Below are 12,493 nucleotides of genomic sequence, written 5' to 3' on the forward strand. Positions count from 1 at the left end.
CGTGTTCTTTCGGGCGGCAGGACACCCAACCCCGCGCCGACTTTGCTCTGCAGCCATGGGCGCAACCGTCACGAATCGTGAGCGCTGCCTCGGTGGCTGCAGAGCAAAGTCTGGTGAAGTGGTCCTATCTCCGGCGGCGAACGCGAGTATTATGTCCGCTCAAGTCTTGTTTGTGCCGCAGCCGGATCGCTCGTTTTGGTGGCGCGCTTAACGCTGAGTGAGCGTTACCCTCTGTGTGTGGCGACGGTCGGCGCCGGAGCGGGTTCGGACGTCGCATCCCGGGTTTTCCACAGGGGCGGGGAGCGGGGTTGCCCGGCCGGTGGGGGAGACGGGACCGTGGGCGGCGTGACAGACATCGCCGACAGCGAGCCGCGGGCGTCCGCCGCTACGGCGGGAGACGGCGGGCCGGCGCTGCTCACCGAGCCGTTCGACGTCCCGTTTCCGGCACCGGGGATCGTCCGGGCGGTACGTCGCCGGGCCGATGCCAGTCAACGCGAGCTGGCCCGGTTCGCCCGGGTGCATCCCAGCACGATCGGGCGGATCGAGGCGGGCAACCTGACGCCCAGCCTGGCCATGCTGTCGCGCATCGTGGGCACGGCCGGCTTCCGGCTCGTGGTCGTCGACGAGGCCGGCCGGGTGCTCAAGCCCATGCGTGACCGGGCCGACCTGCGTGACGGCGCGGACCGGCGGTACCCATCCCACCTCGACGTGGTCACCGACCCGGAGCCGGGAGAGTGGTGGGCCGACCGGTACGGGCTGGCCCGCCCGCCGGAGACCTTCTACCGCAACCGGGAGGTCCGGGACTGGCTGCGCCGCCGCAGCCAGTGGGAGGTACGGGTGGCCAAGTACCGGAACGTGCCGCCCCCGCCCGACCCGCAGCGGTGCGGATACCGCGGCGGCCCGCCGATCCGCCCATGAGGGGATCGACGGGCCGCCGCGCGGAACACCGCTCAGTCGTCGTTCAGGATCGTCCCGACGCCGGACGGGTCGACGAGCCGCAGGCCCGGCACCCCGGTCACGTACAGCGTGAGCTTCTCGTCCGCCTCGCGTTTGCGGTCGCCGCGCACGGTGACCGGGAACTCCAGCGAGGTCCGGCCGGCGGCCAGCAACCGGCAGCCCACGTACGGGTCGTAGTCCGATCCGGCCAGGGCGGTGCTGCCGTAGGTGGCCGCGCAGATCAGGGCCGGTTCGGAGAGCGGGCGGGACACGGTGACGGTGAACGTCATCGCGCGGGTGCCCTTGTCGCCCTCGACGACCGAGGTGTCCGCAACCCGCAGCGAGGCGCGCGACCGGAACCGCGCCACCTGCGGGTCGTGGTCGCTCGCGCCCCGGTCACCCAGCTCCGGCGCGTCGGTGGGGTAGTCGGCGTTGACGTGCGCCGTCCGTACCTGCACCAGGTCCTTGTGCATCGGGTCGTTGACGAAGAGGTTGTCCAGCGTCTGCGCCTGGCCGCTGAAGGTGTACGAGTACGCCGACGCGGGCGCGTCCGCCACCAGGTCGTCCCAGAGGTTGTGCAGCCCGGCCTCGTACAGCGGGGCGAGCTGGTCCGACGGGATCGGGTTCTGTGCGGTGGCGATCGGGTCGTCGGGGCGGGGGAAGACGTTCAGGTCCCCGCCGTAGACCACCCGGGCGTCCGGGTCGCTCGCCTCGACCGCCTGCACGATCGCCGCCCCGTACGCGGCCTGTTCGCGGCGCTGCCCGACCCGGCTGTCCGGCCCGGACGAGAAGTGGTTGGCGACCGCCCAGAGCGTGAACCGCTCGCTCGATCCGGGCGCGGCCTTGACCGTGAACCGGGCCACCTGCGCGGCGCGGGTGTAGACGTTGCTGCCGTCCACCCCGGTCGACCGGTCCACGTCGGCCGGCAGCACCGCGTTGAACGCCTTCGGGTTCTGCACCTCGGCGTTCGCGGGCAGCGCCGCCGAGCGGTACTGGACGGTCGGGGCGGAGCCCAGCAGCGGGTCCGTGGCGGTCGCCTGGGCGAGCGTCAGCCGGTCGGTGCGGTACAGGAACGCCGAGGCGATGCCCCGGGCGTCCGCGCCGGTCCGGTCGTACGCGGCGGCGTAGGCCGGGCCGCCGTTCGCCGCGATGGCCAGCGCGAGCTCCTGCACCGTGTCCGGCGCGCCGTCGGCGTTGTCGGCGTCGCCGCAGGCCAGTGCGCCGTCGACCACCGAGCAGATGTCCTGGTCCTCGGCCTCCTGCACCAGGATCAGATCCGGGCTGTGCAGCGAGTTGACGATCTGCCGGGCCTGCACGGCCAGCTTCGCCGCGTACGCCTCCGGGCTCGCCGGCACGTAGTCGAACGGCGGGTTGACGCCGGGGCAGCCGGTGTTGCCGGCGAAGTCGCAGCCGTCGAACGGGTCGTCCCGGTAGTCGTACAGGTTCTCCACGTTGTAGGTGGCGATCGCCACCTCACTGCCGCGGTCGGCCGGCTGCGGCGGGTGGTTTCCGGCCGGGTCCGTGCCACCGGTCAGGGTGAGCTGCTCGGGCTGCACGCTGTACTTGCTGAACGCGTACGAGACGGAGCCGTAGGCGTCCTCGGTGAGCGTGTCGAAGGTGCGCGCCTCGGGCAGCAGCGCCCGGGAGTCACCGGCGGTCGCCTTCACGCCACCGGCGCCCAGCAGGATCCGCTGGTTGTTGCCGTTGTCGAAGAGCGTGCCGGGGATGTCGTCGAGCGGGTGGGCGTCCCGGAACACCCGGCGGGCGTACGGGTCGGACCGCTTCATGATCGGGTCCTCGCGGTCCAGCACGTAGATCTCGGAGTCGGCGGTGGAGGAGTAGATGTGCCGGGGCGCGGAGACGCCGCTGCCGGCGCGTACCCGCATCCGCTCGCCCTCGTGCCGCTCCCAGAACAGGTCGGCGGCGGCCGCCTCGGCCGGCGGGATCGCGTCGTCGACCCGGACGACGGTGTCCACGTCGAGGCCGGAGTCGAGCTTGCGGACCAGCGAGGCGCCGGAGAGCTGGGTCTGGTTGAAGTACTCGGAGACCCGCCCGCGCAGCACGACCTCGTCACCGACGGTCGGGGCGTACCCGCCGATCAGCGTGGTGAACGAGCCCATGAAGACGAACAGGCCGTCGGAGGTCAGCGGGTCGCCGTCGGAGGTGCCGAGCCGGCTCTGGAGGTAGAAGCCCCACTGGTCGGCTCCGGCGGAACTGCGGGTCAGCGACATGCCGGTGATGACACCGCGTACGTCGTACAGCGTGGAGCTGGTGCCGTTGCCGCTGGCCGGCGCGAGCGGCGACCGGTCGGTGCGGCCGTCCTCGTCGTCGGCGGTGCGGCCCTGCACCTCGCCGATCGACAGCACGCTCGTGGCCTGCACGGTGAGCGTGCAGGTGGCGGTGTCGCCCTCGTCGTCGGTGGAGGTCACGGTGACCGCGTAGCCGCCGGCCGGCAGGCCGGTGGCGGTGAGCGTCGCGGTGGCCGTGCCGCCGTCCCCGGTCGCCGGGGTGAACGCGGTACGGCTGATCGAGCCGCTCGCCGGCACCGGCACGACCGAGGTGACAGCCAGGTCGGTGACCGTGTCGTCGGCGTCGGTAGCGGTCACCTCGCGGGTCGCGGTGGCACCCGCCGACAGCGTCAGCGCGCCGCCGCAGGCCACCGTGGGTGGCTGGTCGGCCGGGCCGCCGCCGACGGTGTGGCTGCCCAGCCCGTCGAAGGTGTCGGTGGCGAAGCCGGCCCACTGCGCGGCCGGGTCGAACGGGTCCGCCGGGTCGGTGTCGCCGGCGGTCACAGAGGGCAGGCGGCGCAGCGTGTTGTCCGCGGTGCTGGTCAGCCCGCTGCCCCACTCGGTGCCCGGGTCGACGCCGACCTGGCCGAGGGAGTCGACCACCGCGTCACCCTTGCGCAGCACTATCGCGTCGTCGCCGTTGAACAGCGAACCGGAGTACGTCTGGTCGGCCTGGGCGAGGATCGCCGGGCCGGCCGACGCGGCGGCGAAGACGAACACGTCACCGGCGGCGACGGTCCCGGTCAGGGCCACGTTCGTCGAGGTGGTGGCGCCGTTGAAGAAGAGCTGGAGCTGGTAGCCGCCGGCGGCCAGGTCGATCGGTGCGCCGGTGCCGTTGTACAGCTCGACGGCCTTGTTGTTGGACGACCCCTCGACATATTCGGAGATGAACAGGTCGGTGGGCGCGGCGCTGGCCGCGGTGGGCGCGACAGCGATCGCCGTGAGGGTGACGGCGGCGGTGGTCGCGAACGCGGCGAGGGTGCGGCGCGGGCGCATGGGGCCTCCACGATGGGTGGACATGAACTAACGAACGTTAAGGCTCTCGTGGGTGCGCCGTCCAGCCCTGTCGATGACCGGCCGATGAACGATCAGCGATGACTGTCCAGCCGGTGCACCAGCTCGGCGACGTCCACACCGTATTCGCACCAGTCGCGGTCGGGGCGGTAGCCCAACTCGGCGTTCACCTTCAGCATCGACTCGTTGTCCTGCGCGTTCCAGGTCTGCACCTCGATCACCTCGGGCTCGGCCGAGCGCAGCTCCAGCAGCATCCGCGCCTTGATGGCCCGGTCGATGCCGTAGCCGCGGTGATCGTGGACGACGATCGTGTCGTACTGGTCGGCCCGGGTCGGGTGCTGCGCCGGCACGACCACCTCGGTCAACCCGGCCACCTCGCCGGTCTGCTCGTGCAGCGCCAGCACGATGTACGGCTTCATGCCGCGCCGGTGCAGCGTGGCGAGGCTGTCGCGCAGCCGGTCCGGGTCGTAGGAGCTGGGCCGCAGCTCCACGTCGTCGGAGTCGCGCACCTCGGCCTTGGCCCGCGCGTACGCCTCGATCAGCTCGTCCGGCGGGCCACCCGGCCAGAACTCCACGCGGTAGCCCGCGCCGAGCCCGGCGGCCATCTCGGTGAGCGCCGGCCAGTCCACCGAATGCAGGTCGAGCACGCTGCGGGTCTCCACGTAGTCCCGGGTGAAGCCCAGCGACTCGTAGAACCCCACGGCCGGGGTGTCGCCGACCACCTCCACGCCGATCGACTGGAAGCCCTCGTCCCAGACCCGGCGGGCGGCCACCCGCACCAGCTCACGGCCGACCCCGCCGCGCCGGATCGCCGGGTGCACCAGCACCTCCAGCACGCCGATCCCGCCGAGCAGCAGCACATGCACATGCCCGAGGATCGCGCCGGGCGTGCCGTCCGGCGCGGTGTCGTCCTGCGCGACCCACGAGATCCGCCGCTCGCCGGGCATCACCTCGGACAGATACTCCCGCAGGGAGCTCTCCCGCCATGGCGGATCCTGCGGCAGATCGGCCGCCAGGACCGCGTTCAGCGTGTCCAGCAGGGATGCGATCTCGGCGGACGACGCGGTCCGGGGATCCCACTCGCGCACCATCACCCGTCTAGCTTGCCGCCAACGGCAGCCGGGGGGAAGGGTTCAGTCCGCGAATGTACGTGAGCCGTCACCTCACGTTGCGGCTGAGCCTGCCGTACTCGTCGGCCTTGTCGAAGACCGCCTGGGCGTACCGACGCACGTCGTTGTAGGAGAGGATGGCGCTCCACCAGTCGCCCGGGATGGTCATGTTCCGACCGCCCTTGCACAGGTAGAGCCCGGCGGCCAGCGCCGCGTCGTCGATGTCGTGCGGGTTCTTCACGCCGTCGCCGTCGGCGTCCCCGCCGATCTCCTGCCAGGTGGTCGGGATGAACTGCATCGGGCCGAGCGCCCGGTCGAAGACGCGGTCGCCGTCGAGCAGCCCCTGGTCGGTGTCGAGGATGCGGGACCGGCCGCCCTGCCCGTCCAGCGGCTGCCCCTTGATCTCCGGCAGGGCCCGTCCGTCGGCTTGCAGCGTGGCGCCGTTCGCCGCACCGTGGCGCGACTCGACGTACCCGATGGCGGCCAGCGTGGTCCAGCTCAGCTGGCAGCCCCGGTTGGTCTGGGCGAGCGCCAGCTCGGCGTAGGCGTACGCCTGGAGCGCCACCACGGGGATGCCGGTCACCGCGCTGACCCGCTGCGCCCAGCCGGCGAGCGCGTCGGCCGGACGGCCGGCGGGCAGAACCGGGGCGGTGGTCGCACCGGGCAGTGGCGTGCCGGGCACTGGCGTGCCGGTCGGTACGGCGCCGCCGGGCAACCCGGTCAGGTCCGGCAACGGTGGTGTGGCGGGCGCGGCGGCGGTCTGCGGCACGCTCTGCGACGGCGTGGCGTCGGCGACCGGCTCCGGCCGGCCGACCGCCGCCGGGACGACCACCGCGCCGGCCGTGGCGGCGGCGGCGACCAGCGCGAGCAGGAACAGCGCGGGCATCGCGGTGCGGCCGCCGGGCCGCCGGGACCAGGCGCGGGTGGCCCGGGCCGCGCCGACAGCGACCTGCCGGGGACGCGCCCGGACAGCGTGCGCGAACGGCATCCGCCGTCGTCGCCCGCCGGCCTCGGCCGCCGTCCCGGCCTTCGCCGCCGCCTCTGCCGTTACCGCCCCGGCCCCGGCCTCGGCCGCCGCTTCGGTGGCCGGCTGCTCACGCTCGTCGTTCGACCCGGGCTCGGCGTCCGCCTTCGCGTGTGGTTCGGGCTGCGGCTTCTCGCCCGGCTTCGCACCGGCCCCCGCGTCGACCGCCGCACCCGTTTCGGCCGCCGTGCTCGTTCCGGCCGCGGCGTCCGCGTCGCGGGCCGGGTCGGCGGGCGGCTCCGGGGGAAGGGGCTTCCGCTCGCGGCGTGGACGCGGGATGGACCGGGTGCCGTCGTCGGGTGGCGCGGCGGGTCGCAGGGGCCGGGCCGTCGCTCGCCGTTCGCCGTCCACCACCCGTCGAGTATCACCCATCGGAGTGACGACGTCAGGCCCGGCCGTACGCTTGGGTCATGCCCCGGTACGAGTTCCGTTGCCGCGCCTGCGGCGACACCTTCGAGGTCAATCGTCCGATGGCGCAGGCCGCACGGCCGGCCACCTGCCCGCAGGGCCACGCCGACACGGTGAAACTGCTGTCCACCGTGGCTGTCACCGGCCGGGGCGGCGCCGCCCCGAGTGGTGGGATTCCCAGCGGTGGTGGTTGCTGCGGCGGCTCCTGCGGTTGCTGACTTTCCGTCGTCCGTCCCGCGTGTCGATCGGGGTCTTGCCGCCGGTGTGATCTTTTGGCACCTTGGGGCGGAATCTGCCCAGCCGTTCTCACGATGCGTGACGGCACGACCATAGGGCAGCATGAACCCGACGTCACCGGGCGGAGGTTCGACGTATGTCCAAAGGACACCACCTCCCCAGCGGGTGGGTGACCTTCGTGTTCACCGACATCGAGGGCTCGACACGGCTGGCCCGGATGCTCGGCCCGGTCTACCGTCCGGTGCTGCACGAGCATCGGCGGTTGCTGCGCGACACCCTGGCCGGCACGGACGGCGCGGAGCTGCTGACCGAGGGGGACTCGTTCTTCCTCGCGTTCCCGGACGCCGCCGCCGCGGTCCGCGCCTGCCTGACCGCGCAGCGGGCGCTCTCCGATCACGACTGGCCCAACCCGGACGCCACCCCACGGGTACGCATGGGGCTGCACACCGGCTACGCCGAGCCCCGCGACGGCGAGTACGCCAGCCCCGAGGTGCACCGGGCCGCCCGCGTGGCCGCCGCCGCACACGGTGGGCAGGTGCTCTGCTCGGCCGCCACCGCCCGGCACGCCGACCCGCTGCCGGACGGGGTGTCCCTGCTGGACCTCGGTCTGCACCGGCTGCGCGGGTTCGACGACCGGGAGCGGCTGTTCCAGCTCGTCGCGCCGGGGCTGGAGCGGCGGTTCCCGCGCCCGCGTACCGCCGACGCGACAGCGCACAACCTGCCCACCCAGGTCACCTCGTTCGTCGGCCGGCAGGCCGAGCGCGCCGAGCTTGGCCGGCTGGTCGAGGCGTACCGGCTGGTGACGGTGCTCGGCGCGGGCGGCGCCGGCAAGACCCGGCTGGCGGTGGAGCTGGCCTCCGGCATCGTCGAGGACTACCCGGACGGCGTCTGGTTCGTCGACATCGCCGCGGTGACCGACCCGGGGCTCGTGGCGTTCGAGATCGCCGCCGTGCTCGGCCTCCGCCCGGAGCCGGGCCGGCCGATGGTCGACACCCTCGTCGAGTACGCGGCGCCGCGCCGGATGCTCGTGCTGCTGGACACCTGCGACGCCCAGACCGCCGCGTCGGCCGACGTGATCAGCCGGCTGCTGGCCGGCGGCCGGGGGGTGCGGGTGCTGGCGACCAGCCGGGAGTCGTTCGGCGTACCCGGCGAGGTGGTGTGGCGGATCCCGCCGCTGTCGGTGGACGAGGGCCCCGACGGCGGGGGGAGCGACGCGGTGGCGCTGCTGCTGGACCGCACCGCCGTGGCCCGGGGCGGACGGGCACCGGAGCCGGCCGAGCAGGCCGACCTGCACCGGGTGGTACGCCGTCTGGACGGGCTGCCGCTGGCCATAGAGCTGGCCGCGGCCCGGCTGCGGGTGCTCTCGGTCGGCCAGCTGGCCGAGCGGCTGGACGACATGCTGGGCACGCTCGACGCCGGCCGGGAGACGGCGGAGCCGCCGCCGGTGGAGGCGGGCTGGAGCGGCAACCAGCAGGACACGGTGGACCTGGTGGCCGCCGCGACCGGCGCCGCCCCGCCCACCCCGGCGAGCCGGGCAGTGCAGCGTTCGGCGAGTGAGCGGCACCTGACCATCCAGGCCACTGTGACCTGGTCGTACCGGACGCTGGGCGCGCGCTCGGCCCGGCTGCTGCGCTGGATGGCGGTGTTCGCCGGCCCGGTGGACCTGCCCACCGTGCAGTGGCTGCTCGACGAGGACCCACTCGACCCGCTCTCGGTGCTGGTGGACAAGTCGATGGTGCTGGCCGAGCCGCACGCCTCCGGCAGCACGTACCGGATGCTCGACCCGATCCGGGCGTACGCGGCCCGGCGGCTGATCGAGGCGGGCGAGGAGCAGAGCGCCCGGGACCGGCACGTCGCCTGGTGCCGGCACGCGCTGGACCGGGCGCACCTGGGGCCGGACGGCCGCCCGGTGACGCTCTCCCTGTACGCGCTCGACCCGCTGGCGAACGAGTTGCGGGCCGCGTTGCGCTGGTGCGCCACCGGCGGCAGCGCGCGGTCGGGCCTGTCGCTCGCGGGTGACCTGGACCAGTGGTGGCGGGAGCGCGGGCTGGCCCGGGAGGGGCGGCTCTGGCTGTTCCGGCTCTACGGCCGGCTGGCCGAGACCGGCGAGGTGATGCCGGACGCCGAACTGGCCGCCGCGTACCACATGCACTCGTTGCACGCGGGCGCGGACGGCGAGTTCGGCGAGGAGCTGCGGTACTCGCAGCGGGCCGAGGCGGCCGCCCGGCAGTCCGGCGACCGGGGGCTGCTGGCCCGGGTGCTGGCCGGACGCGCGGCGCCGCTTGTCGACATGGGGCAGTTCGCCGAGGCGGAGCGGATCTGCCGCGAGGTGATCGACTGGGCGTACGCGCAGGACGTGGTGGGTGACGCGCTGCTGGCCGTCTACAACCTCTCCGAGCTGCTCTGGCGCCGGGGCGCGCTGGACGAGGCGGCCGACCTGCTGGCCGCGGCCCGCCCGGTCGAGGCGTCCCGGCCGGCCGAGCGGGGCGGACGCTCGGTGGACATGCTGCTCGGCATGGTGGCGCTGGCCCGGGGCGATCTGGTCGCCGCGCACGAGCACCTGCTGGTGGCGTTACGGTCCCGGATGAGCCACGGCTACCTGGGCCGGGCATGCGACACGATAAACGCGATAGCGGTGCGCTGCGCGCTCGCCGGGGACGCGTTGTCAGCGGCCCGGCTGTTCGGCGCGGCGCAGGCCACCCGGGCGAACCTGCGGGCCACGCCGGGGATATACGGCCCGTACTGGTCGGCCCGGCAGACGGAGCTGCGGCGGGTGCTCGGTGACGAGGCGTTCGACGCCGCGTACGGCGCCGGTGCGGGGCTGCGGCTGGACGAGGTGGCGGCGCTCGCGCTGCACGTGGAGCACCCGGACATGGCGGCCGACTCGCCGAGGTTCGGCGGGCGGAAGCCGGGTTCGTGGCCGGCGTTCGAGCCGCGCAGCACGGCGGGCTGAGCCGGGCCGCTGAGCGGCCGTGCGGGAGCCCGCCGGGCGGCGGGCTCCCCATCCGTCAGGCGCGTGCGGCGGCGCGGCGCTCGGCCTCGGCCTTCATCCGGGCGGCGCGGTCGAGGTCGGCCCGCGACACGGCGGCGACCGAGCCGAAGACGCTCACCGCCTGGTAGTACGTCCAGGCGAGGCTGTAGCAGGCGGGCCGGACCACCGCGTTGTACGTGGCGCAGACCCGCTTCAGGTCGGCGTAGAAGGCGTTGTCCAACCGGGACTTGCTGGCGGAGAAGACGCCCATGGCCTTGTGGTTGCGGTAGCCGAAGTCGTGGCGGTAGCAGGAGAGCTTGAAGTTGAACCCGATCGGGTTGTCGGGGCTGGACGAGCAGTAGTCGGTGGACCAGTCGAAGCCGTAGTCGGTCCAGGGCGACCGGTTCTGCCGGGCGCTGTTCCAGGCGTTGTAGCTGGACGCGCTGGTCTGCGTCCAGCTGGTCAGGACGGACAGCTTCTGCTCGGTGCTCACCGCGGCGGCGGCCGGTGCGGCCAGGCTGAGTGCCGTGAGCAGGGCGAGTGTTGCGGCGGCGAGGGTGGTGGCGAGGCGACGGGACACGGGAACCTCCGCAGGGGTGGCGTCCGGGATCTCCGGATGTCGACAAGTGTCGATCAAGCCGATGAGCTGCGACGATGTTCCGGGGAACGGCTCGCTGGCATCCGCCCAAACAGACGAATGCCCCCGGGCCGGCGAGGCGGCCCGGGGGCATCCGGTGGAGATCAGCGCACGAAGCGCGGCGGGCTCGCCGGGCTCTCGTTCGCCAGCCGGTCCAGCGCGGTCACGTAGTAGGTGTACTTCGCGCCGTCGGCCGCCGTGGTGTCCACCCAGGACTGCACCGCGTCGTCGGTGGCTCGCACGGTGCCGACCAGGTGCGAGGCGTCCGCGAAGTCGCAGCGCCCGGCCAGGCCGTGCCCGTCGAACCGGTAGATCGCGTACGACGCGGCGGTGCCGAGCGGGCCCTTGCCGTCGGCCGGCTGCCGCCAGCTCAGGCGTACCCCGTCCGCCTCCCGCTGGGCCTTGGTGACCACCGGGAACAGCAGCGGCTTGCGCGGCAGGTGCGTCATGGTGGGCACCAGCGCCGGGCGGGAGTAGTGCTCGGCCGCGTAGATGTCGATGGCGCCGAGCCGGTTGGCCCGGACCTGCACCGCGGAGAAGTGCACGTTGCCGAGCACCTCCGGGTACGACCGGTTGAGTGTCAGGTGGTTCGACAGCTCCTGCGGGTTCATCCAGAACGACCCGTACGCCGGGTCACCGCTCTTGTAGTCGGCCTGGCCGATGTAGAGCTGCACCCGCGTGCCGCGCACCTGCTCGGCCCACCACGGCACCAGACGGGCGTAGTCGGCGGCCGGGTACTGGCCGATGTACCAGTAGAGCTGCGGCACGATGTAGTCGATCCACTCCTCCTTGACCCACTTGCGGGAGTCGGCGGAGATGATGTCGTACGACTGCGAGCCGGTGGTGTCCGAGCCGTTCGGGTCGGCCGACGCGTTGCGCCAGATGCCGAACGGGCTGACGCCGAACTTCACATACGGCTTGACCGCCTTGATCTTGGCGTTCATCTCCTGGATCAGCAGGTTGATGTTGTCCCGCCGCCAGTCGGCCTTGTCGGTGAAGCCCCTGTTGTACGCCGCGAACGTGGCGTCGTCGGGCACCTGGTGGGTGCCGCTCGGGTACGGGTAGAAGTAGTCGTCGAAGTGCACGCCGTCGATGTCGTACCGCTTGACCGCGTCCATCATCGCGGTCTGGACGAACTCGCGGACCTCGGGGACGCCGGGGTTGTAGTAGAGCCGGCTGCCGGCGACGCCGGCGGGCGGGTAGGCGAAGACCCAGTCGGGGTGCTGGCGGGCCGGGCTGTCCGGGGCCAGTTGCGACAGGTCGGCGCCGGCGCCGCCGGGCGCGGGCATGGAGACGCGGTACGGGTTGAACCAGGCGTGGAACTCCAGGTTGCGCTTGTGCGACTCGGCGACCAGGAAGTCCAGCGGATCCCAGCCGGGGTTCTTGCCGCGTACGCCGGTCAGGTACTCCGACCACGGCTCGTACGGCGAGGGCCAGAACGCGTCGGCGGTCGGGCGGACCTGGACCACGACGGCGTTGTGGTTGAGCTTCTGCGCCAGGTCCAGCCAGGCCAGGTATTCGGCCTTCTGCTTGGCCACCTGGTCCGGCGCGGTCCAGGAGCCCTTGCTGGGCCAGTCGATGTTCGTCACCGAGGCGATCCACATGGCCCGGAACTGGCGCTTGGGGGTGGCCGGGTCGGTGACGCAGTCGGTGGAGGGGGAAGTGGCGGTGCCGTTGTCGTCGGGTGCGGCCTGCGCCGGCGTGCCGGCGACCAGCGTGCCGAGCAACGCCGCGGCCAGCGCGGCGGCTCCGAGCCGAGTTGCCTTCATGCGGTGCGGTCCCTTCGTCGGGTCCGGGGGGACAGTCGGGGGCGGGCGTTGCGGCAAGATTCGCCGATACACCCATGCCTCCGGTAGGAAACTTTCATCT

The 12,493-nt window shown here is 73.1% G+C and carries 8 protein-coding genes; 3 read left to right on the forward strand and 5 right to left on the reverse strand.

Going from position 1 to position 12,493, the window contains the following annotated elements:
• The first annotated feature begins 345 nt into the window (after positions 1–345).
• Positions 346–918, forward strand: coding sequence for a helix-turn-helix transcriptional regulator (locus ACGFIA_RS14175; RefSeq protein WP_357389719.1), 573 nt, complete (start codon positions 346–348; stop codon positions 916–918).
• A gap of 32 nt (positions 919–950) precedes the next feature.
• On the opposite strand, the gene ACGFIA_RS14180 is transcribed toward ACGFIA_RS14175, so the two are convergent.
• The 3 genes from ACGFIA_RS14180 to ACGFIA_RS14190 form a co-directional block, all read right to left on the reverse strand.
• The gene (locus ACGFIA_RS14180; protein ID WP_393260195.1) at positions 951–4,220 is read right to left on the reverse strand and encodes a lamin tail domain-containing protein; all 3,270 of its coding nucleotides are present in this window, start codon (positions 4,218–4,220) and stop codon (positions 951–953) included.
• A 92-nt stretch (positions 4,221–4,312) separates the two neighbouring features.
• Entirely contained in the window at positions 4,313–5,329 is a 1,017-nt protein-coding gene (locus tag ACGFIA_RS14185) for a GNAT family N-acetyltransferase (protein ID WP_357389739.1), read from the reverse strand.
• A gap of 67 nt (positions 5,330–5,396) precedes the next feature.
• Positions 5,397–6,725, reverse strand: coding sequence for a murein transglycosylase (locus ACGFIA_RS14190; protein ID WP_393260459.1), 1,329 nt, complete (start codon positions 6,723–6,725; stop codon positions 5,397–5,399).
• 56 nt (positions 6,726–6,781) lie between these two features.
• Between ACGFIA_RS14190 and ACGFIA_RS14195 the strand changes: the two genes are divergently transcribed.
• Positions 6,782–6,997 carry a zinc ribbon domain-containing protein gene (locus ACGFIA_RS14195; RefSeq protein WP_357389725.1) on the forward strand — a complete coding sequence of 72 codons (216 nt, stop codon included), beginning with the start codon at positions 6,782–6,784 and terminating at the stop codon, positions 6,995–6,997.
• A 155-nt stretch (positions 6,998–7,152) separates the two neighbouring features.
• The gene (locus tag ACGFIA_RS14200) at positions 7,153–9,969 is read left to right on the forward strand and encodes an adenylate/guanylate cyclase domain-containing protein (RefSeq protein WP_357389727.1); all 2,817 of its coding nucleotides are present in this window, start codon (positions 7,153–7,155) and stop codon (positions 9,967–9,969) included.
• Positions 9,970–10,024: 55 nt separating this feature from the next.
• Here the strand turns inward: ACGFIA_RS14200 and ACGFIA_RS14205 are convergent, their stop codons facing one another.
• Complete coding sequence (locus ACGFIA_RS14205) at positions 10,025–10,567, reverse strand: phospholipase (RefSeq protein ID WP_357389729.1); 543 nt, start codon at positions 10,565–10,567, stop codon at positions 10,025–10,027.
• 161 nt (positions 10,568–10,728) lie between these two features.
• Positions 10,729–12,393, reverse strand: a complete 1,665-nt coding sequence (locus ACGFIA_RS14210; protein WP_393260200.1) for a glycoside hydrolase family 10 protein — start codon at positions 12,391–12,393, stop codon at positions 10,729–10,731.
• Positions 12,394–12,493 lie beyond the last annotated feature (100 nt).

The sequence above is a fragment of the Micromonospora sp. NPDC049203 genome, from assembly GCF_043197215.1.
Taxonomy (GTDB): Bacteria; Actinomycetota; Actinomycetes; order Mycobacteriales; family Micromonosporaceae; genus Micromonospora.